This window comes from Candidatus Nitrosoglobus terrae (assembly GCF_002356115.1).
GTDB lineage: Bacteria > Pseudomonadota > Gammaproteobacteria > Nitrosococcales > Nitrosococcaceae > Nitrosoglobus > Nitrosoglobus terrae.
This window is the reverse complement of the sequence record NZ_AP014836.1, coordinates 1928312-1954214: the sequence shown is the minus strand read 5'-3', so window position 1 is coordinate 1954214 and position 25903 is coordinate 1928312. Positions and strand designations below refer to the sequence as shown.

Annotated in this window: 24 protein-coding genes; 18 read left to right on the top strand and 6 right to left on the bottom strand. The window is 41.9% G+C overall.

Features of this window, described 5'->3' with window-relative positions:
* The first annotated feature begins 94 nt into the window (after window positions 1–94).
* The 4 genes from TAO_RS09180 (at window position 95) to folA (ending at window position 3103) form a co-directional block, all read left to right on the top strand.
* The gene (locus tag TAO_RS09180; protein WP_096527623.1) at window positions 95–787 is read left to right on the top strand and encodes a DUF6607 family protein; all 693 of its coding nucleotides are present in this window, start codon (window positions 95–97) and stop codon (window positions 785–787) included.
* Window positions 788–958: 171 nt separating this feature from the next.
* On the top strand, window positions 959–1744 hold the full coding sequence (gene lgt, locus TAO_RS09175) for a prolipoprotein diacylglyceryl transferase (protein ID WP_096527622.1): 786 nt from the start codon (window positions 959–961) through the stop codon (window positions 1742–1744).
* Window positions 1745–1792: 48 nt separating this feature from the next.
* Window positions 1793–2587 carry a thymidylate synthase gene (locus TAO_RS09170; protein WP_096527621.1) on the top strand — a complete coding sequence of 265 codons (795 nt, stop codon included), beginning with the start codon at window positions 1793–1795 and terminating at the stop codon, window positions 2585–2587.
* A gap of 9 nt (window positions 2588–2596) precedes the next feature.
* Window positions 2597–3103, top strand: a complete 507-nt coding sequence (gene folA, locus TAO_RS09165; protein WP_096527620.1) for a type 3 dihydrofolate reductase — start codon at window positions 2597–2599, stop codon at window positions 3101–3103.
* Here folA and radC read toward each other — a convergent pair.
* A complete protein-coding gene (gene radC / locus TAO_RS09160) occupies window positions 3089–3763 on the bottom strand; it encodes a RadC family protein (protein ID WP_096527619.1) in 675 nt (224 codons plus the stop codon). The two genes, folA and radC, sit on opposite strands and share 15 nt — an antisense overlap.
* A gap of 214 nt (window positions 3764–3977) precedes the next feature.
* On the opposite strand from radC, the gene miaB reads away from it, so the two are divergent.
* The 7 genes from miaB to rpmE all read left to right on the top strand — a co-directional run bounded on the left by miaB (window position 3978) and on the right by rpmE (window position 11280).
* Window positions 3978–5330 (top strand): tRNA (N6-isopentenyl adenosine(37)-C2)-methylthiotransferase MiaB, encoded by a 1353-nt coding sequence (miaB, locus tag TAO_RS09155; RefSeq protein WP_096527618.1) that lies wholly within the window; start codon window positions 3978–3980, stop codon window positions 5328–5330.
* Between the two features lie 154 nt (window positions 5331–5484).
* Window positions 5485–6471 carry a PhoH family protein gene (locus TAO_RS09150; protein WP_096527617.1) on the top strand — a complete coding sequence of 329 codons (987 nt, stop codon included), beginning with the start codon at window positions 5485–5487 and terminating at the stop codon, window positions 6469–6471.
* A 5-nt stretch (window positions 6472–6476) separates the two neighbouring features.
* Entirely contained in the window at window positions 6477–6935 is a 459-nt protein-coding gene (gene ybeY, locus TAO_RS09145; RefSeq protein ID WP_408607627.1) for an rRNA maturation RNase YbeY, read from the top strand.
* Window positions 6932–7816 (top strand): HlyC/CorC family transporter, encoded by an 885-nt coding sequence (locus tag TAO_RS09140; RefSeq protein WP_096527615.1) that lies wholly within the window; start codon window positions 6932–6934, stop codon window positions 7814–7816. The genes ybeY and TAO_RS09140 overlap by 4 nt, the downstream gene beginning before the upstream one ends.
* Before the next feature lie 82 nt (window positions 7817–7898).
* Window positions 7899–9476 carry an apolipoprotein N-acyltransferase gene (gene lnt / locus TAO_RS09135; protein WP_231910647.1) on the top strand — a complete coding sequence of 526 codons (1578 nt, stop codon included), beginning with the start codon at window positions 7899–7901 and terminating at the stop codon, window positions 9474–9476.
* Window positions 9476–10930, top strand: a complete 1455-nt coding sequence (locus tag TAO_RS09130; protein ID WP_096527614.1) for a TrkH family potassium uptake protein — start codon at window positions 9476–9478, stop codon at window positions 10928–10930. The genes lnt and TAO_RS09130 overlap by 1 nt, the downstream gene beginning before the upstream one ends.
* A 146-nt stretch (window positions 10931–11076) precedes the next feature.
* Window positions 11077–11280, top strand: a complete 204-nt coding sequence (rpmE, locus tag TAO_RS09125) for a 50S ribosomal protein L31 (RefSeq protein WP_096527613.1) — start codon at window positions 11077–11079, stop codon at window positions 11278–11280.
* A gap of 183 nt (window positions 11281–11463) precedes the next feature.
* Here rpmE and TAO_RS09120 read toward each other — a convergent pair whose 3' ends face one another.
* Complete coding sequence (locus TAO_RS09120; protein ID WP_096527612.1) at window positions 11464–12081, bottom strand: hypothetical protein; 618 nt, start codon at window positions 12079–12081, stop codon at window positions 11464–11466.
* A 21-nt stretch (window positions 12082–12102) separates the two neighbouring features.
* Window positions 12103–14541, bottom strand: a complete 2439-nt coding sequence (locus TAO_RS09115) for a penicillin-binding protein 1A (protein ID WP_096527611.1) — start codon at window positions 14539–14541, stop codon at window positions 12103–12105.
* Window positions 14542–14662: 121 nt separating this feature from the next.
* On the opposite strand from TAO_RS09115, the gene TAO_RS09110 reads away from it, so the two are divergent.
* From TAO_RS09110 to aroB, 7 genes are all read left to right on the top strand, one after another.
* The gene (locus TAO_RS09110) at window positions 14663–15769 is read left to right on the top strand and encodes a pilus assembly protein PilM (protein ID WP_331712987.1); all 1107 of its coding nucleotides are present in this window, start codon (window positions 14663–14665) and stop codon (window positions 15767–15769) included.
* The gene (locus TAO_RS09105; RefSeq protein ID WP_096527609.1) at window positions 15769–16335 is read left to right on the top strand and encodes a PilN domain-containing protein; all 567 of its coding nucleotides are present in this window, start codon (window positions 15769–15771) and stop codon (window positions 16333–16335) included. Before TAO_RS09110 ends, TAO_RS09105 begins: the two co-directional genes overlap by 1 nt.
* 29 nt (window positions 16336–16364) lie before the next feature.
* Window positions 16365–16970 carry a type IV pilus inner membrane component PilO gene (locus tag TAO_RS09100; protein WP_096527608.1) on the top strand — a complete coding sequence of 202 codons (606 nt, stop codon included), beginning with the start codon at window positions 16365–16367 and terminating at the stop codon, window positions 16968–16970.
* Window positions 16967–17515 (top strand): pilus assembly protein PilP, encoded by a 549-nt coding sequence (locus TAO_RS09095; protein WP_096527607.1) that lies wholly within the window; start codon window positions 16967–16969, stop codon window positions 17513–17515. The genes TAO_RS09100 and TAO_RS09095 overlap by 4 nt, the downstream gene beginning before the upstream one ends.
* 26 nt (window positions 17516–17541) lie before the next feature.
* Window positions 17542–19698 (top strand): type IV pilus secretin PilQ, encoded by a 2157-nt coding sequence (gene pilQ, locus TAO_RS09090; RefSeq protein ID WP_096527606.1) that lies wholly within the window; start codon window positions 17542–17544, stop codon window positions 19696–19698.
* 97 nt (window positions 19699–19795) lie between these two features.
* Window positions 19796–20356 carry a shikimate kinase gene (locus TAO_RS09085; RefSeq protein WP_096527605.1) on the top strand — a complete coding sequence of 187 codons (561 nt, stop codon included), beginning with the start codon at window positions 19796–19798 and terminating at the stop codon, window positions 20354–20356.
* 58 nt (window positions 20357–20414) lie between these two features.
* A complete protein-coding gene (aroB, locus tag TAO_RS09080; RefSeq protein ID WP_096527604.1) occupies window positions 20415–21491 on the top strand; it encodes a 3-dehydroquinate synthase in 1077 nt (358 codons plus the stop codon).
* Between the two features lie 50 nt (window positions 21492–21541).
* Here the strand turns inward: aroB and TAO_RS09075 are convergent, their stop codons facing one another.
* The 3 genes from TAO_RS09075 to pabB form a co-directional block, all read right to left on the bottom strand.
* A complete protein-coding gene (locus TAO_RS09075; RefSeq protein ID WP_096527603.1) occupies window positions 21542–23716 on the bottom strand; it encodes a hypothetical protein in 2175 nt (724 codons plus the stop codon).
* A 123-nt stretch (window positions 23717–23839) separates the two neighbouring features.
* Window positions 23840–24475 carry an amino acid kinase family protein gene (locus TAO_RS09070; RefSeq protein ID WP_096527602.1) on the bottom strand — a complete coding sequence of 212 codons (636 nt, stop codon included), beginning with the start codon at window positions 24473–24475 and terminating at the stop codon, window positions 23840–23842.
* Complete coding sequence (gene pabB, locus TAO_RS09065) at window positions 24468–25901, bottom strand: aminodeoxychorismate synthase component I (RefSeq protein ID WP_096527601.1); 1434 nt, start codon at window positions 25899–25901, stop codon at window positions 24468–24470. Before pabB ends, TAO_RS09070 begins: the two co-directional genes overlap by 8 nt.
* Between the last annotated feature and the right edge of the window lie 2 nt (window positions 25902–25903).

Sequence of the window (25903 nt, the reverse complement as noted above, 5' to 3'; positions counted from 1 at the left end):
AAATAACTGTTACGCCAATGACAAACTTGATGCTGCTAGTGCTACCTGATGGGCAGTAGCAGAATTATTTAGTGATATCTAGGAGCAGAATATAATGAATTATCGTTATTTATTAAGATGGGGGTTTATAATTATATTTGGGAATGGGGTAAATATTGCTTTGGCAGATCCTTTGCCTAAGGGGATAGAGAATGTGGAGAATTTGTCAGGATGTTTCGATGTTACTTATCGTTTTGCAGAAGATGGGGTGCATGATCTTTTTTCTAAAAAACATCAAGAAGGGATTGTTGATAAACCTAGCAGAGAATGGATAAGTTTCAAGCATGGAGAGGAAGATACTTTTATCCTACAGCATGTGACCTTTAATGATAAGCAAGAGCCTAATACTCATTTTCATGAAGAGTGGCAGTATAATCCTGATAAAGAGACTTGGACGCAAAAAGTATGGAGTACGGCCTATGGTAATAAAGACCGCAAGTTGCGCTATCAATGCAGCGCTCCTTGGGAGATGAATCAATGGCAGTGTCATGCCGGTCAGGCCGAGAAACCATTTCGGGATAATGGGGCTCCTTTTGGTTTTAATCGAACTGACTATGATCATTTAGATCGAAATAATACCATCTTGGTTACCCCCAATGGCTGGATTCAAAGTGAACATAATGCTAAAAGATCATCTTCTCATCAGATTGTCTCTCGCGAGCTTGGCTGGATTACCTATCAACGGCTAGAAAACGAGGCCTGTAAAACCGCAATTAAACCTTTCCCAAGAGAAGTGAGTAAGCAGTAGCTATTTAAATATTAATAATTAAAAGCGTTATTAGCTTAAACTATTGATTCTCTAGATAAAGGGTAGCTGATCGTATTTCAGCTGCCCTTTGTATCTTAAGAAAAAAATAAATAAATTTCTTATAATAAGGTGACTACTAATGATCGATTTTTAATTTAGTTGAGTGCCCACATGATTAATTACCCAAATATTGACCCGGTTGCACTTTCCCTAGGCCCAATTAAAATTCACTGGTATGGCGTAATGTATCTCATTGGCTTTATTGGGGGCTGGTGGCTGGGACGGATTCGAGCTCAGCGTCCATTGTCAGGCTGGAAACCAGAACAAATTGATGATCTTCTATTTTATTGCGCCTTGGGAGTGGTATTAGGGGGCCGGTTAGGTTATGTGTTTTTTTATGGTTTTGATTATCTCATCACTAATCCTGGTAGTATTTTTAAAGTTTGGCAAGGAGGAATGTCCTTTCATGGAGGATTACTAGGCGTATTAATAGCAATGGGAATCTATGCCCGTAAAACGGGTAGAAGTTTTTTTCAAGTCACTGATTTTATTGCCCCACTTATCCCTGTTGGATTAGGGGCAGGTCGAATGGGTAATTTTATCAATGGTGAACTGTGGGGTAAGGCAACGGATCTACCTTGGGGAATGATATTTCATGACCCTAGAGCGGGTGATATTCCTCGACATCCTTCACAGCTCTATGAGTTTGCTTTAGAAGGAGTGGTTTTTTTCCTTATTTTATGGTTTTTTTCTAATCGAAATCGACCCCCTATGGCGGTATCAGGTTTATTTCTTATCTGTTATGGCTTGTTTCGTTTTGCTATAGAGTTTGTACGTGTACCTGATCCTCAACTGGGCTATCTTACTTTAGGCTGGGTTACTATGGGTCAAATCTTAAGCTTACCTATGATTATAGCGGGTATAGGTTTTTTAGGGTGGGCTTATTGGAAACGTTAATAGGAAGCTATAAAGGGGTTATCTGAGTAACCAGTGAGTAGATAAACAATGAAACAGTATCTTGATTTGATGCAAAAGATACTTGATATTGGAACTGAGCGGGAAGATCGAACTGGTACTGGAACAGTATCCATTTTTGGCTACCAGATGCGATTTGATTTACAGCAAGGGTTCCCTTTAATCACGACTAAAAAACTTCATATCCGTTCTATTTTTGTGGAATTGTTATGGTTTTTAAGAGGCGATACTCATATCCAATATCTTCATGATCATGGGGTGACTATTTGGGATGAATGGGCTAATGAGCATGGGGATTTGGGTCCCATTTATGGTTATCAGTGGCGCTCTTGGCCATTACCCAATGGAAAGTCTCTAGATCAGATCTCAGAGGTGGTTAAACAAATACAATCTAATCCTAATAGTCGCCGCCATATCGTAGTGGCTTATAACCCTGCAGTGATCGATAAAATGGCGTTGCCGCCTTGCCATGTTTTATTTCAATTTTATGTGGCCAAAGGTAATTTATCCTGTCAGCTCTATCAGCGTAGTGCCGATGTTTTCTTGGGTGTTCCTTTTAATATTGCCTCCTATAGCCTTTTAACTCATCTAGTCGCTCAGCAATGTGATTTAGGCGTGGGGGAGTTTATTTGGACGGGAGGAGATGTTCATCTTTATCGAAATCACTTAGAGCTAGCACGGCTACAGCTGCTTAGAAAACCTCGCCCATTACCGCAGCTTCACATTAAACGTAAACCGTCTTCTCTATTTGATTATGCTTATGAAGACTTAGAAGTTATAGGATATACCCCTCATTCTGTAATTAAAGCAGCAGTTTCAGTGTAAACTGTAAATGTGATTATCTCGCTAATTGCTGCTGTAGATAAAAACCAGCTTATAGGTTGTAATAATCAGCTGCCTTGGCATCTACCCGCAGATCTGAAAAACTTTCGTCGTCTTACGATGGGAAAGCCTATTTTAATGGGGCGTTGTACTCATGAATCCATTGGGCGTGTTTTACCAGGACGAGATAATATTGTGATTACTCGCAATCCTCACTATCAGGCATCGGGATGTACAGTAGTACATACATTGGAAAGCGGGTTAGAGGTAGCTAAAGAAGCTGAAGAAATGATGATCATTGGGGGCGCTTCTCTTTATCGGCAAACACTGCCTAAAGCTCAGCGTATTTACTTGACTCAGGTGTATGAATCTTTTAATGGAGATGCTTGGTTTCCAGATCTCGATCCTTATGATGCTTGGATTGAAGTTTGGCAAGAATACCATAGCCCTGATGCTAACAACCTTTATCCCTATAGTTTTAGTCGTTTGGAGCGATCCTTAAATTTAAATAAATCCTAGTTCAGCAAAAGAGAGCGTTTCTTCATCTCCAATAATAACGTGATCTAAAACCCGAATATCCACTAGATCTAAAGCCTCTTTGAGTCGTTGAGTAATCGCTTTATCAGCTTGGCTAGGCTCTGCTACCCCGGAGGGGTGATTATGGGCTAAGATAACGGCGGCGGCATTATGAGCTAGAGCACGCTTAACTACCTCCCGGGGATGAACACTAGCACTGTTAATGGTGCCTTGAAATAATTCCTCAAAAGCAAGCACTCGGTGTCGATTGTCAAGAAAGAGACAAGAGAACACTTCAAAAGGGTAAGCGCGTAAGCGCGCCATTAAATATCGTCTAGTGGTGAGTGGATCGGTGAGTGCATCTCCTCGTTTAAGGGTGGCTTCTAAATGTCGGCGACCTATCTCCAAGCAGGCTTGTAGTTGTGTATATTTAGCTAATCCTAAGCCAGGAATACGGCAAAATTCACTTTGGCTAGCTTCTAATAAGGCACGTAACCCCCCGAAGGTTTCTAGAAGTTCCCGCGCTAAGTCAACAGCGGTTTTTCCAGTAACTCCAGTACGAAGAAAAATGGCTAAAAGCTCAGCATCAGATAATGCTCCTGGGCCTCTCTGAAGTAATTTTTCTCGAGGTCTTTCCAGTGTAGGCCAATCAGTAATTGCCACAAAAATTGAATCACTATACTTAATATGAATTTTTATATAAGCTTATACGAAAAGTGACTATGAATTTGTGTCCTAGTTCACTGTTTTTATATTAGATTATTTTTTTAATTGAACCTGTTAGGCACTGGAGTAGGTTGGAGTTTTAAGTTTTAGCACCTATGTTATTAAAGTTCTTATGAAACAGTAATAGAAGAAATTTGCTGCAATCGTGTTTATGGCCAATACACTTTATATTAAAACTCATGGTTGCCAGATGAATGAGTACGATTCTGCTAGGATGGCGGATGTTCTGCGGGAATCCCATGGGTTAAAGCTGGTTTCTGATCCTGAACAAGCAGAGGTTTTGTTACTCAATACCTGTTCTGTTCGAGAAAAAGCGCAAGAAAAAGTTTTTTCTCAGCTAGGTCAATGGCGGCTATGGAAACAAGCCCGTCCTGAGTTAGTGATAGGGGTAGGAGGCTGTGTTGCTAGCCAAGAAGGAGAAGCTATTCGTACTCGAGCGCCTTATGTAGACCTTATCTTCGGGCCACAAACTATACACCGGTTACCTGAGATGCTAGCGCAAGTAAGAGCAAATCAGCAACCAGTAGTCGATATTTCCTTTCCTGAAATTGAAAAATTTGACCGATTACCCGAACCTCGCGCTGAAGGCCCAACAGCCTTTGTCTCTATTATGGAAGGGTGCAGTAAATATTGCTCCTTTTGTGTAGTACCTTATACTCGTGGTGAGGAAATAAATCGACCCCTAGATGATGTTATTGCCGAAATCGTCGGGTTAGCAGAACAAGGTGTACGGGAAGTTACTCTTCTTGGCCAAAATGTCAATGCTTACCGAGGATCAATGAGCGATGGCAATCTTGCCGATCTTGCGCTATTGATTAATTATGTTGCGGCTATTGAAGGTATTGGTCGTATCCGTTTTACTACCTCTCATCCAGTAGAGTTTTCTGATAGCCTGATTCAGGCTTTCGCTGAAGTACCAGAGCTAGTTAGCCACCTGCATTTACCTGTACAGAGTGGATCGGATCGGATGCTGAGTCTGATGAAGCGAGGCCATACGGTATTAGAGTATAAAGCAAAACTTCGTAAATTATGTCAAGTACGGCCTAATATTAGTATTTCTAGTGATTTTATTGTAGGCTTACCTGGAGAGACTGAAGCTGATTTTCAGGCCACGCTAGATCTAGTTGATGAAATAGGATTTGATCATTCATTTAGCTTTATTTATAGCCCAAGACCGGGAACTCCAGCTGCAAGCCTTCTAGATCGAATACCCATAGAAGTAAAAAAAGAGCGATTAGCCATTTTACAGGATCGCCTTCGTGCTTTAGAAGCTTCTATCAGCCAAGGAATGGTAGGTACCATACAACAGGTATTGGTTGAGCGCCCATCAAAAAAAGATTCATCGGTATTAGCTGGGCGTACTAGCAATAATCGGGTAGTAAATTTTTCTGCTAGCCAGAATTTAATCGGTAGATTTGTCAATATTAGAATCACAGAGGCATTACCTAACTCTTTACGAGGTGTATTAGTTAATAATGAAACGCTGGTAATGGGTGGAAATTAAGCAAGATTTGCTGCGATTGGTATTGTCTTTTCCTATCTTCTACTTCCTTAGTATTTGAGTATTTATCCGTACTTTGCTTCCCACTCCGTAGTAGGGCAAGAGATTCATAATTTTGATTTAATATTTAAGCTAGTTACATTATTATTGATGTATCTTGAATAGACGATCTCCTTCTGATTATTCTGAAAGTAATGAATTTGCCTTAGAGCCTTTCGATAACCAACGGCTAGCCAATCTTTGTGGTCAATCGGATGAGCATTTGCGCCAAATAGAAAAAAATTTAGCTGTATCTATTAGCAATAGAGGAAATTGTTTCCGCATAATTGGGAGTCATCACTCAGTACAGACAGCTACTAAGGTAATAAGGTGTCTTTATGATGAAAATAATATAACTCTAGCGCATGTTCACCTTCTTTTACAGGCGGCGGATCGTTCAGAATATACCACCACTGTAGGGGATCAAAAAGAGGTTCTTATCCGGACGCGTAAGGGCATGATTAAAGGCCGTGGTCTGCGCCAAATTTGCTATTTACGTCATATTTTTACTCATGATATTAGTTTTGGTATTGGCCCAGCAGGTACAGGTAAAACCTATCTGGCTGTGGCTTGTGCTGTCGAGGCTTTAGAGAAAGATCGGGTACGGCGACTGCTTTTAATACGACCTGCGGTAGAGGCGGGTGAGCGTCTGGGGTTTTTACCAGGGGACTTAGTTCAAAAAATTGATCCTTATCTTCGGCCTCTCTATGATTCACTCTATGAAATGTTGGGTTTTGAGCGGGTTACTAAGCTTATGGAGCGCCACGTTATTGAGGTAGCGCCATTAGCTTATATGCGTGGCCGGACTTTAAATGAATCTTTTATTATTTTAGATGAAGCTCAAAATACCACTCCAGAGCAGATGAAAATGTTTCTTACTCGCTTAGGGTATGGATCAACTGCTGTGATAACAGGGGATATCACTCAGGTTGATTTACCGAAAGGTCAATATTCAGGTTTACGCCATGCTATTGAAGTGCTAAAGGATATCCAAGGGATTAGTTTTACCTTCTTTGAATCTTGCGATGTAGTGCGTCATCCACTAGTACAACGAGTAGTACAAGCTTATGAGCGCTTTGGTTCCGATGATAGGAGGAAATTATAAGCGTTGTGGTTCATATTCAGCATGCTATAGCTGGAGAAGAAATTCCTCTTAAGATAGATTTTCAGCGTTGGGTGAGGGCGGCACTTTCTAATTATTTAAAGAATGCTGAAGTTCTCATCCGTATTGTTGGCGAAGATGAAATGATAGCCCTTAATCAGCAGTACCGTTATAAAGAGGGCGCAACTAATATACTCTCTTTTCCATATGAGAATCTTATACCTTGTAAAATTTCATTTTTGGGCGATATAGTCATTTGTGCCCCTGTGGTGATGCGTGAAGCTTTAGAGCAAGGTAAGGATGAAAAAGCGCATTGGGCGCATCTGGTGATTCATGGAGTACTTCATTTACTGGGCTTTGATCATCAGCAGGAAACTGAGGCAGAGCACATGGAATCTTTAGAAATCGCTATTCTTAAGTCATTAGGTTACCCGCATCCTTATGAGAGTATATATGAGGATTTATGAACGAAGATCGACCTAGTAGCAGCTCAGTATCCCGTTCTTGGCGAGAACGCTTAGGGCAGGTATTGCTGGGTGAGCCCCGTGATCGAGAACAACTTGTTGAAATTTTACACAGCGCCTCGGAACGTTGCCTCCTTGATCCATGCGCGTTGAGTATCATAAAGGGCGCTTTAGTAGTGGGAGAGATGCAGGCAGGTGATATTATGGTGCCACGCTCACAAATGGTGGTTGTAGAGCAAGATATGTCTCTAGGGGAAGTGCTTAGTGTAGTCACAAAATCTGCTCATTCACGCCTTCCAGTGATTGGCGAAAGCCGTGATGACGTGGTTGGAATCTTGCTAGTCAAAGATATGCTATTTTATTGCCAGCAACGAGAATCGCTATCTTTTATTATTAGAGAGATCATGCGACCTGCCTCATTTATTCCTGAAAGTAAGCGTCTTAATACTTTACTGAAAGAATTCCGCGATAGCCATAATCATATGGCTATCGTAGTGGACGAATATGGAGGGACAGCGGGTTTGGTGACTATTAAAGATATTTTAGAACAGATTGTAGGTGAGATTGGAGATGAGCATGATATGGTTGAGGACACCTTAATTTCCCATTGTGAGGATGGGGATTACACAGTTAAAGCGCTTACTCCTATTGAGGATTTTAATGAGTATTTTAACACTGATTTTAGTGATGAAGAACTCGATACTATTGGGGGTTTAGTATTGAATGAGTTTGGGCGGGTACCTAGGAGAGGGGAGATGATTACTATCGGTAATTTTGAATTTAAAGTCCTGCAGGCAGATAGTCGGAGAATCCATTTATTAGGATTACATTTATTATCAAATGTCGATAAAGTGCAGAGCTTAATACCAGAGAAAAGCAGTTAATAGGGTAATGGATCGCTACGTTAATGAGAATTTGCTTTATTAAAGTAGGGGTATTTTACTTGGACGCGCAAAAGATATTGTTGTGAGCTGGGTAACTGAGCGAAACGCTCCTAACGGAAAGGAAGTGATGGTGCAAGGGAAGCCTTTTTCCTGCTATGCTGAAAAATTATGGAGCGGAGATATTTTAGCATTAATAGGGGGTCTTTTCGGTCCGTTTGCTTTTGCGCCTTATAATTTTTATATTCTTGCTATTATTAGTCCAGCCTTATTATTTGCTACTTGCCGTAACATATCCGCTCGGCGCGCTTTTTGGCGTGGCTGGCTGTTTGGATTAGGATGGTTTGGTTTTGGTATTTCTTGGATTTATATTGCTATTCATGACTGGGGGCGAGCCAGTGCGTTTTTAGCCCTATCATTGACTGGGCTACTTGCAGCAGTCTTAAGCTTATTTCCCGCTCTGCTGGCAGGAATAGTGACATTCTGGTTTGCTCACGAGAGTAAAGGTAAATACCTTTTAGGTTGGCCTGCACTTTGGGTGCTTTTGGAGCGGCTTCGAGGCTGGATTCTCACTGGTTTCCCATGGTTAAATCTTGGTTATAGCCAAATTGAAAGCCCTTTACATGGGCTGGCTCCAATTTTTGGAGTTTACGGTGTTTCTCTAGCCACAGTTTTTAGCTCAGGGCTGATATTAGTAGCTAGGTATTGGCCGGGGCGTATACGATTTATAGCTTTTGGCGGGTTAGGGGCTCTATGGGGGTTAGGGCTGTTTTGCTTCTATATTCCTTGGACGATAGCATTAAATAAAACACTGCAAGTAAGCTTAATTCAAGGAAATAATCCTCAGGCGGTAAAATGGCAAGCAGAGCAAGTAAAATCTACTTTGGAACAGTACTGGCAGTTAACTGCTCAGCATTGGGACAGCAATCTTATTGTCTGGCCAGAAGGTGCCGTATCAGCATTTTACCATCAAGTAGCGGATAGCTATCTAGCTTTTCTTGCTGATGAAGCCCGGAGTCATAAAACAGAGCTGTTGGTTGGCTTACCTGTTTTTGATGGAGAAACAGAAAAATATTATAATGCTGTTTTAAGCTTGGGTTCTCGGGAAGCTTTCTACTATAAACAGCATTTAGTTCCGTTTGGTGAATATGTTCCTCTTAATAAATATCTTCAGGGAATAATTAATACTTTAGGTTTACCCATTCCTCCATTTACGCCAGGACCTAAGAATCAACCTTTACTACAAGTTGTAGGCTATCCAATAGCTACTTCTATTTGCTATGAAGATGCTTTTGGAGAGGAGATTATTTCTGCGCTGCCTGAGGCAGTATTATTAGTGAATATTACTAACAACGCTTGGTATGGAGATTCTTTAGCGCCTCATCAGCATTTACAGATTTCCCGCATGCGTGCCCTAGAGACGGGGCGAGATCTAGTGCGAGCTACTACCAATGGAATTTCAGCTATTATTAATGCTAAAGGCATTTTGCAAGCAATAACCCCCCAGTTTAAAGCTGCTACGTTAACGGGTAATGTTCAGCTTCGATCAGGGACTACCCCTTATGTATTTTGGGGGAATAGGCCTGTAATAGGGGCATGTTTATGTATGTTTGTGATTGGAGGATACTACCAACGCTATAGGAAGGAGAAAAAACCAGCTTAATGCAGTTTAGTGTCATTCAGCAAATTTTAGGCTTACTGCTAATTTTATTTAGTACTGCTATGCTGCCTCCGGTGATGGTATCGTGGTTTTACCATGATGGTATAGAAAGAGAATTTTTAGGAGCCTTTAGCTTAATTCTAGGTCTTGGTTTACTATGTTGGTTACTTAGACGTCATCATGAGAATCGAGAATTACGGCGACGAGATGGTTTTGTGGTTGCCGTTATGTTTTGGGTAGTGTTGAGTTTATCCGGATCTCTGCCTTTCTTTCTAACCACAGAACTTGATTTATCCTTTACTGATGCTGTGTTTGAGTCAGTCTCTGGTTTATCTACTACTGGGGCTACAGTGATTACTAGCCTTGATAATTTGCCTAAATCAATACTGTTCTATCGCCAAGAGTTAGAATGGTTAGGGGGAATGGGTATCGTAGTTTTGGGGGTAGCACTTTTACCTTTGCTAGGTATTGGTGGTATGCAGCTTTACCAAACGGAAATCCCTGGGCCGATGAAGACCAATAAGCTAACGCCCCGCATTGCGGAAACAGCAAAGGCTTTGTGGTTAATTTACTTAAGTTTAACGGTAGCTTGTACTATGGCTTACTGGGCGGCAGGAATGACTCTTTTTGATGCAGTGGGTCATAGTTTTTCAACGGTTGCTATTGGTGGCTTTTCTACCCACGATGCGGGCATAGGTTACCTTAATAGTGGGCTGATTGAAATACTTGCGGCATTTTTCATGTTTTTGGCAGGGGTTAACTTCTCCCTTCACTTTTTCGCTTGGCGGCGCTTGTCAGTACAGCATTACTGGAGAGATGAGGAATTTAAGGTTTATTTAGGGATACTTGTGACAGTGGCGATACTGGCATCTGGTTATCTTTGGATAACGCGGTATCTCACTGAACCCCTATTGGCTTTACGGCATGGTATTTTTTATGCGATTTCTTTTGGCACCACTACTGGATTTACTTTAAGTGACTATCCTCAATTGCCGGGTTTTTTACCTATTTTATTATTTATGGTTACGTATATTGGTGCCTGTGGAGGTTCTGTGGGCGGAGGTATGAAGGTCATTCGAGTTTTGTTGCTGTATAAGCAGGGGGTAAGAGAAATTAAGCGTTTAATTCACCCAGGCGCTATTATACCACTGAAGATTGGAGATAAAAGCGTCTCCGATCAGATCATAGAAGGGGCGAGCGGTTTTATTGTTATCTACGTGACTTGTTTTATTGTGATATATTTGCTCCTGCTAGCCACTGGGCTAGATATGATGACCTCTTTCTCTGCTGTGACTGGGTGTTTAAATAACCTAGGAGCAGGATTAGGGCAGGTAGCTGCGAATTTTGAGGATATTAATACTCTATCTAAGTGGGTTTTGTGTGTTGCAATGCTGCTAGGTCGATTAGAGATTTTTCCTTTTCTAGTTCTTATGCTCCCTTCTTTTTGGTATGATTAATGGCCATAGGGAAAAATTGTTACCCTCTACTGTTACAATATTTAGGAAAATTTATAAACATTTAGCCCATTGCTGGCAGTTCGCTTAGTAAGGCCATTATTATTTAATAATGGAAATTATAAAAATTTTACCCTAAGAGTATATATATGAAACAGGATATTCATCCAAAATATAATGAAATTACAGTTACCTGTAGCTGTGGCAATACATTTGTTACCCGATCTACAAAGGATAAGAATCTTCAGATAGAAGTTTGCTCCGCTTGCCACCCATTTTATACGGGTAAACAAAAGCTATTAGATACAGCAGGGCGTGTGGATAAATTCCACCAAAGGTATAAAAAATCTTAAAGATTCGTATATATAAAGGATTGATTTTAAGTTTATTGGAAAATTGGTGTTTATTATCCTTGTGAGTTAGACATCATTTATAAAAATGATCAACCGCTATCTCTTCATTATTACTATTTTTCTGCTTAAGCATTAGTCAAGCTAAAAAATAGGCAATTAATCTATACAATCTAGTTAAGATTATTAACTTGTGAGCGACGGTACTGCCTCTAGTAAGGTCTGAACTTCTTTGTGCCCTGCGCGTTGCATGGGTTTCCCATCAACTGGGCTAAGAGGGGTATAACGATCGCTTGCGGTTGGAAATACAGTAAGTTCTACAGGTGTGTCTCCAGCTATAAAGCAAAAAACTGGAAGTGTTTGAATTTTTTTAGAAGAAAAGGATAATTGCTGTGATTTTAACTGGAAGGGAATACCTATCTCTGTTAGGAACAAGGCGATTTCCTCCTCTGTATCAGCGAATAAATGAAGATTGAGCCCAGAATGTTCAAAGGCTAGCCCGTTTAATATAGAACCTACTAAGTAAGGATTAAAGCGATAAAAGAGGTGCATTGCTTTCAGCGCTGTTTGGTATAGCTTTTCTAAAGCTGTAGGCAAGGATTCTGATTTAAATAGGCGCAAGTGGGTGATAATAGCTTGCTCTATTTCTTGATTAGTGGGTAACTGAGTATGCGTATTTGTTATTCCTAGGGTAGCTGCAGCCTTACATTTAGCTTGATAATAGCTTTTGATTCCATGCTCGATCATAAGCCGAGCCGCTTCTTTAGCAATATATTCTCGCATTTGACGATTTTTTTTAAGCATAAATTATCTTATTAGGCTCACTTAAAATAATTGCTCAATTATTGAAGCACTTGTTTTTGTATTATCACTTTTTGGGTGATTTGAGTTTGCGTACTCAGTAGGTATGTCTTCAGCACGAAAGATCTCAAAGATGGCATTCTGTGTATTAGGATCTGCAAGTAATCCAGTTTTTGGATCAATACGCACTGTTACCATCCCCGGGGGCTGCGTAAAACGCTTTTTGGGCACACCGTTAAGTATATCACCCATATATTTTACCCACATTGGGAGAGCTATTTTTGCGCCAGTTTCGGCATTTCCTAGCGATCTAGGCTGATCAAAGCCTACCCAGCACACGGCGACTATCTTTGGGCTAAAACCAGCAAACCATGTATCATGCTGCTCATTAGTCGTTCCAGTTTTACCTCCCAGATCATCTCGTCCAAGAACTCTAGCGCGCCGCCCTGTACCACTGTGAATAACGTCTTGGAGCATGCTGTTAATAAGATAAGCATTTTGGGCTGTAATAACTCTAGGGGCAGATATAGACTGAATGGATTGAGTATTATCTCTAGCTTCGATCTGCCATAGATTATCAGTGTGTTCTTGGGTTATATCCGGGTTTTCGCAGCGCTGGCAGGTTTGAGCTGGGGAGGATCGAAAAATAATCTCTCCATTACTATCTTCAATATACTCAATAAGATAGGGATTAATCAGATATCCCTGATTAGCAAAGACAGCAAAGCCACGAGCCATCTCTAAGGGAGAAGCGCTACCACTACCGAGCGCCAAGGATAAGCTTTGAGGTAATTGTTCGCGCTTGAACCCAAAACGCTGAATATAATCGATAGCATAATTAATACCTATATCACGTAATAGGCGGATAGATACCAAATTCGTGGAGTGGCTTAACGCTACCCTTAGTCGAGTAGGGCCAAGAAAATGCCCGCTATAGTTTTCGGGTCGCCAAACTTTGTTTAGCCCAGGTTCATTCATTATGATAGGTGCATCATTAATAACACTTGCAGCGGTATAGCCTTTATTTAAAGCAGCAGAGTAGAGAAATGGTTTAAAGCTGGAGCCAGGCTGGCGCTTGGATTGCGTTACTCGGTTAAAGTTACTCTGATGAAAATCAAAGCCGCCACTAAGTGCGGTAATCGCCCCATCATAGGGAGAAAGGGATACTATGGCTCCTTCTACTTGGGGTAATTGTGCTAATTGCCACTGTTCATTCGGTAAGGATTCTAAGCGGATAATGTCCCCTGGTTTTAGAATGTCCGCTGCTTTCTCTGGTTTTTTTCCTAAGTTATTTATTTCGAGGTAGGGTTGAACCCATGATAAACCATTCCAAGAAAGAGTAATTTCACCCTTAATTTCCGTATAAACTTGGGCGGTGAGCTGGTGAGTGGTAAGTACAATAGCTGGAATTAAATCGTTAATAGGCTGAAATTGAGATAAAATTTGGTGATAAAAAGATTCATTAGCCTTCTGAGGTAGCTTGATATGGCGTTCTGGGCCACGAAATCCGTGCCGTTGATCGTAAGTCAGCAGCGCAGAGCGTAAAGCGTTATTAGCAGCCTCTTGGTGCTTAGCCTGAATAGTCGTATAGATATTATACCCTGCTGTATAAATATCAGGCCCATATTTTTCAAGTAATTGTCCTCGTACCATTTCTGCCACAAAAAGGGCGTTTACCTCAATGGGTAGCTCATGAAATTTTGCGGTAAGGGGCGCTGCTATCGCCTGCTGATAGTCATTATCATCAATGTATTCATCCTCATACATGCGCCGGAGTACATAATTTCTTCGTAACAAGGCACGCTCCGGGCTTGCTATTGGATTATAACGAGAAGGAGCTTTGGGTAGACCCGCAATCATAGCCAGCTGTGATAGCTCAAGTTTATCCAAGGTAGTGCCGTAATATACTTGGGCAGCCGCTGCAGCTCCATAGGTTCGGTTCCCCAGATAGATCTTATTTAAGTAGAGTTCAAGGATTTCTTGTTTATTCAGCTTCTGTTCAATCTGAAGGGCTAGGAGGATTTCACTGAGTTTACGTAGGTAGGTTTTTTCGTTGCTTAAGAAGAAATTTCGCGCAACCTGCATAGTGATAGTGCTACCACCTTGAGCCTTTTTACCCGTTTTAATCAAATATAGGATGGCTCGTAGGATGCCTTGATAGTCAACGCCTGGGTGCTCGTAAAATCGATTATCTTCTGCAGCTAGTATAGCTTTGACCATGAGATCTGGAAATTGATTGAAAGTTAAGGGGATACGGCGCTTTTCCCCGTATTCAGCAATAAGTTTTTTCTCTTGAGAATAGATACGAAGAGGTACTTGAAGCTGAATATTTTTAAGCACATCAGTAGAGGGTAACTGGGGGGCAAGATAAAGATATATCCCTATGGCGGTCACAATACCAAGCGCTGAGACGGCAGATAATAAGATGAATATCCAGCGAAAGAAACTAAGTAAATAGGGCATGAGAGCTAATGGGTAGCTAGATAATTTCTATTGATTGATAGATAGAGAAAGTATAAAGAGGATATCTCATTTAAGCTATGATTTTAGTTTGTCATCTGAACTTAGCATGAAAAATATTTTTATGTCGAATATGTTTAGCGCGCTGATTCGTCCGCGTCCTTTTCTTCATCTCTGGCGAAAATCACTGAGATCACCTTCTCGGAAATTTTTTCCTTTACTAGGGATTGATATAAGTACATCCGCTGTCAAGCTACTTGAGCTTTCTCAAGTGGGAGATCGTACTTGGCTTAAGCATTATACGATTGAATCTCTGCCTCCTAGTATTGTGGTTGATAATAAAATTGAAGCTATAGAGGATTTGAGTCAAGTGCTTAAAAAGATAATTAAGCGCTCAGGCATACAAACCAAAAAAGTAGCTACGGCGATTCCCAGTTCGGCAGCGATTACTAAGGTTATTTCTGTACTAGCAAATCTTTCGGGTCGTGAGCTGGAGGTACAGGTTGAACTAGAGGCGGAGCAATATATCCCTTACCCCTTGGATGAGGTGAACTTAGATTTTGAAGTACTGGGTCCTTCAGCAAAAGATCCTGAAGCAATGGAGGTGTTGCTAGTAGCTTGTCGTAAAGAATACATTGATGCTCGGGTAGCTGCGTTAGTGTTAGCAGGTTTAACCCCAACAGTTGTGGATATAGATGTCTATGGGATAGAAAGAGCTTTGATGATGTCGCAGGGTGAAGAAAAAACTATTGTGGTTGCTGATATGGGGGCAGTATTAACAACCATTCATGTGTTACATGATCACAAAGTGATTTACACCCGGGAACAACTGTTTGGAGGTAATCGACTCACTGAGGAGATACAACGACATTATGACTTATCTTATGAAAAAGCTCATTTAGCAAAGCGTTATGGAGGGTTACCAGAGAATTATATCCCCGATATTTTAGAGCCCTTTAAGCAGGCGGTTGCGCAGCATATTAAGCGGGAGCTTCAATTCTTTTTTTCTTCAACCCATTACCATAATATTGATCATATTGTATTGACAGGCGGATGTGCTTCTATTCAAGGCATAGACAAGCTAGTTGAGAGCGTAGTAGAGATTAGTACTGTAATTGCTAATCCTTTTATGGGTATGGCCTTGGCTTCAGGGATAGACGCTAACTTGCTACGTAATGACGCACCTGCATTGGTGGTTGCTTGCGGGCTAGCGCTTAGAGGTTTGGATTAATGACTCGCATTAATTTATTGCCTTGGCGTGAGTTACAGCGCAAGCGGCGGGAGAAAATTTTTTATGCTGCCTTAGCCCTAAGTACCCTATTAATGGTTGGTGTCCTTTTATTGATCAATTCGCATATTAGTGCCCTGATGGAAAATCAAAAACGACGCAATCAATATCTACAAGAACAGATCACTATCTTAGATAAACAGATAAATAAGATTAAAGATCTGGAAAAAGAAAAAGATAAACTGCTTATGCGTATGGACATTATTCAAAAACTTCAGGCTAGCCGCCCTCAGATTGTTCATATTTTTGATGAGCTAGTGCGGACAGTTCCAAGCGGGGTTTATTTGGAGAGTATAAAACGTCAAAATCATATCAATACCCTTCATGGCGTTGCTGAATCAGAGACGCAAATCTCTACTTTTATGCGTAATCTGGAGGATTCTGTGGTGTTCCAGAGTCCTAAATTAGAAATTATTGAAAAAATAGCAAAAAACCAAGGAGTTGCCCGTAAATTTACCCTACTTGTGAATGAAAATGAAGCTCTAGCAAAAGAGGATAAAGATGAGTAAATATATCTTAAATTAAATGTTGGATTCTTATGGAGCTTGATTTTAATGAGATAAGTGATTGGCCGGTTACGGTTAAGGCAGTTTCAGTAATATTGCTTTGCACCGTAGTGACAGGTGGAGGTTATTGGTTTTTTACCCAAGATTTGTTATCACAGCTTCAAATGCTTAGAAATAAGGAACCTGAATTAAAAGCTATTTTTGAATCTAAGCAGGAGAAAGCAGCAAATTTAGGGGTCTATGAGCAGCAAATGGAGGAGGTGAAACTCTCTTTTGGGTCTATATTGCGTCAATTACCCAGTAAAACTGAGGTTGCTAACTTATTGACCGATATTTCTGAAGTCGGAATTTCCACTGGACTGGGATTTGATCTTTTTAAACCAAGGGCTGAGGTTCCAGCAGAGTTCTATGCCGAGCTGCCTATTCAGATTCGTGTTATGGGGAGCTACCATCAATTTGGCATATTCATAAGCGAGGTGGCGCGCCTTCCTCGCATTGTAACTTTGCATGATTTTACTATCCAGCATAAAGAAGGGGAAAAATTAGTGATGGAGATTACGGCCAGAACTTATCGCTATTTTGATCAGGGGGAGAGTCCAGCCAGCCGAGGAAGTCAAAAACGAAATAATAAGAAATGAGTGATAAGCGTGAGTCTAAAAGGAATCCTTCAATAAGAGTTATAGGTTTGCTAGGCATTTTACCCGTAATACTATCGGGGTGTGGTGATAAGCCCTTTGCAGATTTAGAAAAATATATACAGCAAATAAAATCTCGTCCTCAAAAGCCTATTAAACCCCTCCCAATCTCTAAACCTTACGAGACTTTTACCTATCAGGCATCTGAGTTTCGTGATCCTTTTACGCCCGACGGGCAGTCAATGGTCTCCACTAATCCTGATCAGAGTACTGTTACCCCTGATATTAAACGACATAAAGAACCTCTAGAAGAATACACACTTGACTCACTTAAGATGGTAGGGGTGTTGGAGAACAAAGAGGAGATCTGGGCCATTATGCGGGCTCCTGATGGAATGTTATACCGCATTAAAGAAGGTAACTATATGGGCAAAAACTATGGCAAGGTGACGGCTATTCATGAGGAGCTGATTGAGTTGACTGAGCTTATTGCTGATGAGAAAGGAGGTTGGTCAGAACATCAAGCCACGTTGATGCTGACTGAGTAGGTTTAAGGAGAGGTTTAAGTCATTTTATGGGTAGGATATTTTTGTATTTTTCACCGCTGATAGTAAGCCTGCTATTTGTGCTTTTGCCTCGTACCGTCCTAGCGATTACTGAATTACAAGATATTAAATATTCATTGTTATCAGGGGATCGGGTTCAAATTCGGTTAGAATTCTCAGGGGCTATGCCTAATCCTAAATCTTTCACTATTGATGAACCCGCGCGTATTGTGCTGGATTTTCCGGGAATAAAAATTGGGGCAATGAGTAAATCTCAGCTCATTGGGTTAGGAGTAGCCCATAGTCTTACTATGGCTCAAGCAGCAGATCGAGTGCGGATCGTCGTTAATCTAGTACGCAGCGTGCCGTTTAAAACCCAAATCAAAAAAAATACCATTTACGTCACTATCAATGGCTTCTCTAAATCAGGTACGGTAGCCAATGCAAAGCGGCATTTGCTTAAAAATATTGATTTTCGGCGGGGAGAAAATGGCGAAGGCCAAGTGGTTATTTCCCTCTCAGATACCCAGATACCCGTAGATATTCGAGAGGAAAATAGTCAGATTATCGTTGATTTTAATAACACTACCTTGCCTCGGGATCTTGAGCGACGCCTTGATGTATTGGATTTTGCAACCCCGATCAAATTTATAGATGCAGCTGCTGAAGGTCAGAATACCCGTATTGTGATTATTCCTACCAGTGCTGAGTATAAATATCTCTCTTATCAATCAGAGAACACCTTGGTGGTCGAGCTTAAACCGCAGATTACGCAAAATAAGGGGTTAGTCAACGAAAATAAGCCGGGCTATACGGGTAAAGAGCTTTCTCTAAATTTTCAGAATATTGAGGTTAGATCGGTCTTACAGTTATTGGCAGATTTTTCTGAATTTAATCTAGTCACAACTGACTCAGTGCAAGGAAATATTACCTTACGCCTCAAAAGAGTGCCTTGGGATCAAGCTTTGGATATTATTCTAAAAACGAAAGGACTGGCTATGCGCCGTACGGATAATATCCTTTTAATAGCTCCCAGCGAGGAAATCGCAGCCCGAGAAGAACAGGAGCTAAAGGCAAAAAAACAAATGGAGGAGTTGGCACCGCTACGCTCTGAATTTATTCAGCTAAATTTTGCGAAAGCCAGTGCCCTTGCCAATATTATTCAAGGAGGGGGTAATTTTGAATCTGAAAATACCGCAAATAGTGGTCAAGGGCTTCAAAGTTCATGGGGAGGGGGAGGATCTCAGGGAGGAGGAGGGTATTTAGGGGGAGGCGGATTTCAAGGCAGTGGAGGAGGGAGTAATAACTCTTTTTTATCACCGCGGGGTAAGCTAACAATAGATGATCGTACAAATACCTTATTAATCATGGATACTCCGGATAAAATCGCTGAGATTCGTAAATTGATTGTCCAGCTTGATGTGCCAGTACACCAAGTACTGATTGAATCACGGATTGTGATCGCTACCACTACGTTTAGTAAAGAACTTGGCGTTCGATTTGGCGTCACTGAGACGGGTAGTCAGCCCATTAGCTCGGGATCCTTAGAGGCAACGAATCAGATTATTAATGGTACTCAGAGTACTCAGGATCCGTTAAAAAATCAGTTAAATGTTAATCTTCCCGTTACTCAGGCGGATGCTGCACGAGCTGCTATTGCTTTTACTAAATTGCCTTATGGTACTTTATTAGAATTGGAACTTTCGGCGCTTCAGGCGGAGGGTCGAGGTAAAGTGATCTCTAATCCACGGGTGATTACCTCTAATAATAAAGAAGCGTTAATTGAACAAGGTACTGAGATCCCATATCAGCAAGCAGCTTCCAGCGGTGCAACTTCTGTGTCCTTTAAGAAAGCAGTGCTCAGTTTAAAGGTAGTTCCTCAGATTACTCCGGATAACCGAGTTATCATGGATTTAATGGTGAACCAAGATACTGTAGGTACTGTTTTTAATGGGGTGCCAAGTATCAATACTCGCCAACTCTCTACCCGAGTGTTGGTAGATAATGGTCAAACCGTAGTGTTAGGAGGAATCTATGAGCAAGAGCAAAATCAGAATAGAAGTATGGTTCCTTTTTTGGGTAAATTACCTTACGTAGGGGCTTTATTCCGAAGTAGGACAGAGGAAAATAATAAAAGCGAGCTGCTTATCTTTGTCACACCTAAAATTGTAAAAGAGGAAACATAGTGTATTTAATTAATTATGCGATTTAGCTTTCCTGATATTATCAGTTTTTTATGCTTAATGATTTATATAAAATCTCATAGCGGCTGATGAATTTAACGTGATAGAAAATGTTTTTCTGATTGGCCCTATGGGGGTAGGTAAGACAACGGTTGGTCGGTATTTAGCAAGGTTACTGGGGCGTAAATTTTATGATAGCGATCGAGAAATAGTGTACCGTACGGGAGTCAGTATTCCAGTTATTTTTGAGGTTGAAGGCGAGGTGGGTTTTCGTCAGCGTGAACGTGGGATGATTGCCGAATTGACTCAGCTAAATAGTATTATATTGGCTACGGGGGGAGGCGCAGTACTGGCTGCTGAAAATCGACAATATTTAACACAACGCGGCATAGTCGTTTATTTGTATGCATCAGCAGAGCAGCTACATCGCCGGACAATGCATGATCATAATCGTCCTTTATTACAGACGAAAAATCCATTGGAATATTTAAAAAGCTTACTCAAAGCGCGGGATCCCCTATATCGAGAAGTAGCGGATATTATGATTAAGACCGGGGAGCGGCCAATTAGAGTGGTAGTAAATGAGGTACTACAGCAGCTTAAACTATGTAAAAAAGGCGCTTATCAGAAAAAAATGTCTTGCAATGGGTTAAAAAAATGAAGGTATGCTATATAGGTGAAGGGATTAGGGACTTTAAAAGCTTAAGTATCATGATTGTATGATTACCGTAGCAATTGATCTTCAGGAGCGAAGCTATCCCATTTACATTGGCTGTGGTTTACTAGCCCAGAGTCATTTGCTGGCAGCTCATATTACAGGATCAGAGGTTGCCATTGTGACTAACGAAACGATTGCACCTTTATATCTGGATCAGCTCTTAAAAGGACTAAAAGGCTATCGGTGTGCTGAAGTTATCCTGCCTGATGGTGAACAGTATAAAACTTTAGAGATATTAACTCAGGTTTTTGATGCCCTACTGACAGCTACTTTCTCTCGCCGTTGTACCCTCATTGCATTAGGCGGAGGGGTGATAGGTGATATGGCAGGATTTGCCGCTGCCTGTTACCAACGAGGAGTGGCTTTCATTCAAATTCCTACCACGTTACTGGCACAGGTAGATTCCTCAGTGGGTGGAAAAACGGGGGTTAATCATCCTTTAGGGAAGAATATGATTGGCGCATTTTATCAGCCCCGTTGCGTTCTGGCCGATACCGATACCTTGAATACCCTAGATGATCGGCAACTATGGGCTGGAATTGCTGAGATCATAAAATATGGCCTGATTCGAGATCTTGAGCTGCTTACTTGGCTAGAGCAGCATATGGATCAGTTGTTGGCACGGGAGAGTAGTGCCTTAAGGTATGTGATTGAACGTTCTTGCCATAATAAAGCGGAGATCGTGGCTGCGGATGAGCGAGAGTCTGGGATTCGGGCTACGCTTAATTTGGGGCATACTTTCGGTCATGCTATTGAAACGGGAATGGGTTATGGAACTTGGCTTCATGGGGAAGCAGTTGCAGTGGGTATGGCCATGGCAGCCGATCTCTCTCAGCGATTAGGCTGGCTATCCACCACTGAGGTCAACCGTGTGATTAGACTCTTGGAGCAAGCAAGGCTTCCCACACGAGCGCCCCAAGCAATTGACGCGGCTCGTTTTTTAGAACTGATGGCAGTAGATAAAAAGGTTATAGATGGTCAGCTACGCCTAGTATTACTCAAAGAGTTAGGCCATGCGGTAGTCTCTAATGATTTTGCTCCTCATATTTTAGAAGCTACTATAAAAAACGCCCGTTAAACTACTTAGCTGAATTTTTAGTATGGCATTAAATAAGAAATTTTCACGCCTTAATTATTCCAAATTGAGTTTTGATGCCAGAATCGAGTATCTCGGGTAATTTGAAGAGAGAGCACCTTTAGATTCTGGTTTTTTTTAGCCCAAGTACGGATCTCCACCTCCTTCATATCTTGAGCTGAGGCTAAGAAAAAATCCCCGCGAGCCTTTCCTATTGCCCAGTGAGTACCTAAGAGCGGCTGAGATTTTAAGACTTTAAGATTCTGGCTGGGGTCAACCACCACGCCCCAAGCGCCCACGGTCGCTAATGTATCTGCTGGGCTCATGTAAGTAATTTCAAAATGATATTGACCGGCGGGTAATTTTTTATACGGGCCATGAGTCACAAACCCCGCTTGTGCTGTATCTTTTTTCTCCATAGCACATTGATCTGATTTCTGACCGATTTCTGTAGGCAAATCACAGGCTTTCCAAGTATAAGAATCGCCTGGATTAAAGGTATTGTTAACCTGTAACCTATCTTTACCGTAGATATAGAGTTTTCTAAATCCGCAGCTTTTAACCCGCTGGGGACTGCCATTAATCCTAATAATAGGCTCAGGGGAGGCTCGCTCATTCATAATGGCAAAATCGTAGTTTTCTCTGAAATATTTCTTTGAGGTGATCCAATAGTAATCCTTTTTAAGGGGCGCGTTATCTTTGTCGTACTGAGCAAGGGTGAGATCCAAGCGACTAAAATTCTGGAGATACTTGGCATCCCAATATTGAGCGAGGCCATGATTAAGCTGGGCTTTTTCCAAGGTCTCATCGAGACAGGCAATATCGTTGGGATAGTAACGAGTATTGAGGCCATTTTCTTGAATTAATTGATAGGACTGTCCGCTTAAGGCCAGTATCGGCAGGAGACAGGCCGTGATGGCAGTGGGGATAAATCTAGTCGTGAGATAATGGCTTAAATAGAAGCAAGTAATGATAATGGGCCAGAAGAAAAACGGAATTAAGTACCGGATGGTATTTACAGGCCTAGAAACTGATAAAAAAGCAAGTAAGACCAGTGTCATAGAGAGGACAGAAAAGAGGATGAGCCAAGATAGTTTATAGTCAAGGGCACGGGGGTTAGTTTTGAGGCGGTAAAAAGTACGTAGAACAACAGCTAGATAGCATACCAATAACCCACTAAAGAGAGGATGGTCGGTAACAGCGCTCTGAAATGCCGTATAAAATCTATCTAGGTTGATAGATATACCTTTAAATTCAGGCACTACGCCATAATGAGGAATCGTAATTGTCAGCTTAAACACCACCACCCCGATGAGAGTAGAGGCGATGACTAACATTAAAGGCAGGTGAGATTTTAGGGTAGGGCTTGGGTGAATAACGTGGTTTTTTAGCTTTAAAAGTAAATCTTGGCTCATTAAAGTGGCCAGCACGGCAATGATAATAAACCCCAATTCCATAGAAAAATAATAAGGAAGACTGACCGCCAATTGCAGGACTATTAAACCAATCAAGGTTAAAGCCATGGCTGGGGCTAACCATTCGGTTTTTAAGGTGAAGTTTTGCTTGATAAGGGGAATCAGCAAACTAATAGCTATTAGTGGGGCAAGAGTTTGAGCAATAAAGAGTCGATCGGATACAGCAATCAGAAAGGCCAGCAGCGCAAGCAATACATAAACTAGGCGTTGGCTTTGATTCTCTCTTGAGTCTTTGATCTGCAACCATAACGCCATAAAAATAATAGAAATCAAAAAAGTACCATAGTGAAACCCAATCACTAAAAACAGCACAAAGGGCTGAGAAGCGGTTAAGGCCAGCCAAACCAATAGGATCGATACGGCAGCAGCAGTGAGTAGTGCATGAGCGTTATCGAGGACCTGCTTTGCCAGCAGCCAAATAGCCCCAAAGGTTAAACTGACTTGCAGGAGGGCAAAAATCAGAATTTGAATATAAGGCCCTGAGCCTAGCAGATAGGCCAACAGAAACATAAGGTAATCGGGGAAGAAATAGGGGGCTGGGGTCAGAAACCAATCCTGAAAGTGGCCTTGTTTGGCCAGCAGATCAGAAAACAGGGTGGGGATATACAGCACATCTGCATTCAGTAACGGGCAAGTGAAAATGGGGATTCCTGGGGCACACTTACCGATAGCCTCCCCTGCCAAGTACTGAAGGGCGATATTAACAAGGGCGAGGGTGAATAACGTCAGGGCAATAATATTACTTTTTCGCATGGGGCATTAAGATAAGTTAAATACTGAATAACTGTTAATTTTGAAGCGGGTATTATATTTAATCTGGATAATTAAAAGGGTAGATTATAGGGATTGGTTATATGCCTGTAAATTTTTAGAGATTTATACAAGGATACAGGTTCCTATGTGACTGATTCCATTTTCGGTGGCGTGTAGATAATCCTCTGTATGGGCGTAATAACAGGGAATAGTAATTGTGCGAAGAAAATTGGGGAAAGCCGTATCCACAATTCCTTGCTGGGCAAGGGTCTGAGCGCTTATGGATGATGAGTCAGGGATGTGTGCGCTTTTCACCAAAATTAATCGACTGGCTTTTAATTGACCGCTCAGCCAAAGGGCTAGGCTGTCAGAAGTGACCTCCCAAGTGGCTGGGATCTCAGGGTGATTTAATACCTCAGTGGTCGGCAGCCAAATGGGTACCTGCCCTTGATGTAAAGCTTGGTGAATATGGCTACAGCTGTTAGCAACACACAGCTTAGGTGCTAAGCTCTGGAGTAGATAGCCAAATTGCCCCATGGCCAGTAATGCCATGGCATGGGCATGAATATTGGTGATTTTCCAGCGTTTTTGAGCAGCCCGTACCTGATCAGCAAATGGGCCTCCGCCTGGGACGATAACAAATTTTCCGGCTCCAATTGCACTAAGCTGCTGTAGCCATTGGGAAAGGGTATGACTGTAGTAGAGGCTACCCCCCAGTTTAATCACCCATGGAGCGCTATGTTCTGTAAAGCTAGCCAAGGCAAGAAAATCTTGTAGGATGATGAGTTAATCGGGTGTACTCAGTTAAAGTAGATAAGATAGCGGCTGCCTTTGTTAACGTCTCTTGGTATTCGTCTTCCTCCATTGAGTCGGCCACAATGCCCCCTCCGGCCCAGAAGCGCAAACAGCCTTGATTATGCACTAGGGTGCGGATAGCGATATTGGTATCCATCTTGCCCTCAAAATCAAGGTAACCGAGACTACCACAGTAAATCCCACGACGATGAGGCTCTAATTCTTCAATGATTTCCATTGCCCGAATCTTGGGAACCCCCGTCACTGATCCTCCTGGAAAACAGGCCTGCAATAGCGCAAGGGAATCTTGCTTGGGTGCAAGTTGACCTCGTATGGTGCTTACCAAATGGTGGACGGTGGCAAAGGATTCAATCGTACAAAGACTAGGAACGTGAATGGTACCTGGGGTACATACCCGACCTAGATCATTACGTAGCAGATCGACAATCATCACATTTTCTGCCCGATCTTTAGGGCTGTGCTGAAGTTCTAGTGCAAGCTGCTGATCGGCTAATGAGTTAGCACTTCGAGGACGAGTTCCCTTGATAGGACGAGTTTCAACGGTGCCGGTAGCATCCACCTGCAGGAAGCGCTCAGGAGAAGTGCTGAGTATAGTGCCTTCTGGAATGGTAAAGTAGGCGCTAAAAGGCGCCCCATTGACTAGGCGTAAGCGACGGTAGAGCGCCCATGGATCTCCTTGGGCAAAGGCTTCAAATCGCTGGGAGAGATTAACTTGGTAACAATCCCCTTCCCGAATATAACATTGAATATGAGTAAATGCCTGATGGTAATCTTGCCTATCTAGGTTAGATATAATTTGGCTGCTGAGGTGAAATGGAGTTTGAGGCGGTGAGCAGCGAACTTGGCGTAAATGATGTTTAAGCGCTTCCCATCGTTCTCTAGTTTTAGCGTCATAACCCTGACCTACAAGAAAGCAGCGCTGCTGGTGATGATCAACAATAATGACCCAATCATAAATCCCAATGGCCATTTCAGGCATATTTTCCCTATCTAAGGCAAGGGTCGGGAGCTTTTCAAAGTATCGAACCAAGTCATAGCTGAAATAGCCCATAGCGCCCCCTATCATGGGAAGCTCATGGGTGGAGAAAGGCGTTTTTTGGTTTCGATAGCGATACAGCTCAGATCGTAACAGGGTAAAGGGGTTATCAATGCTTGAGAAAGTATGGCCACGCTTACAAATGGTTGTCTCTAGCTCTGTTGTTTTAAGGGTTACAAAGGGATCAGCGGCAATGATATCAAAACGCCCTAGTGAGTTGGTAGGCCAGCCGCTATCTAAAAAAATCGGCCAAGGATCTAGTCGTACCGCTTCAAATAACGGTACTGAGTCCTCGGAATAAGGCAATTCTGCATATAAGGGGTGGGTTTGCATAA

What these genes read in the sequence shown, in the direction of transcription:
- TAO_RS09105 (WP_096527609.1), top strand. Translation starts at nt 15,769, where the DNA reads ATGACTCGCATTAATTTATTGCCTTGGCGTGAGTTACAGCGCAAGCGG.
- lgt (WP_096527622.1), top strand. Translation starts at nt 959, where the DNA reads ATGATTAATTACCCAAATATTGACCCGGTTGCACTTTCCCTAGGCCCA.
- TAO_RS09120 (WP_096527612.1), bottom strand. Translation starts at nt 12,081, where the DNA reads ATGCTTAAAAAAAATCGTCAAATGCGAGAATATATTGCTAAAGAAGCG.
- TAO_RS09115 (WP_096527611.1), bottom strand. Translation starts at nt 14,541, where the DNA reads ATGCCCTATTTACTTAGTTTCTTTCGCTGGATATTCATCTTATTATCT.
- miaB (WP_096527618.1), top strand. Translation starts at nt 3,978, where the DNA reads ATGGCCAATACACTTTATATTAAAACTCATGGTTGCCAGATGAATGAG.
- aroB (WP_096527604.1), top strand. Translation starts at nt 20,415, where the DNA reads ATGATTACCGTAGCAATTGATCTTCAGGAGCGAAGCTATCCCATTTAC.
- pilQ (WP_096527606.1), top strand. Translation starts at nt 17,542, where the DNA reads ATGGGTAGGATATTTTTGTATTTTTCACCGCTGATAGTAAGCCTGCTA.
- TAO_RS09075 (WP_096527603.1), bottom strand. Translation starts at nt 23,716, where the DNA reads ATGCGAAAAAGTAATATTATTGCCCTGACGTTATTCACCCTCGCCCTT.
- TAO_RS09130 (WP_096527614.1), top strand. Translation starts at nt 9,476, where the DNA reads ATGCAGTTTAGTGTCATTCAGCAAATTTTAGGCTTACTGCTAATTTTA.
- TAO_RS09110 (WP_331712987.1), top strand. Translation starts at nt 14,663, where the DNA reads ATGTCGAATATGTTTAGCGCGCTGATTCGTCCGCGTCCTTTTCTTCAT.
- pabB (WP_096527601.1), bottom strand. Translation starts at nt 25,901, where the DNA reads ATGCAAACCCACCCCTTATATGCAGAATTGCCTTATTCCGAGGACTCA.
- TAO_RS09095 (WP_096527607.1), top strand. Translation starts at nt 16,967, where the DNA reads ATGAGTGATAAGCGTGAGTCTAAAAGGAATCCTTCAATAAGAGTTATA.
- rpmE (WP_096527613.1), top strand. Translation starts at nt 11,077, where the DNA reads ATGAAACAGGATATTCATCCAAAATATAATGAAATTACAGTTACCTGT.
- TAO_RS09170 (WP_096527621.1), top strand. Translation starts at nt 1,793, where the DNA reads ATGAAACAGTATCTTGATTTGATGCAAAAGATACTTGATATTGGAACT.
- TAO_RS09180 (WP_096527623.1), top strand. Translation starts at nt 95, where the DNA reads ATGAATTATCGTTATTTATTAAGATGGGGGTTTATAATTATATTTGGG.
- TAO_RS09100 (WP_096527608.1), top strand. Translation starts at nt 16,365, where the DNA reads ATGGAGCTTGATTTTAATGAGATAAGTGATTGGCCGGTTACGGTTAAG.
- TAO_RS09140 (WP_096527615.1), top strand. Translation starts at nt 6,932, where the DNA reads ATGAACGAAGATCGACCTAGTAGCAGCTCAGTATCCCGTTCTTGGCGA.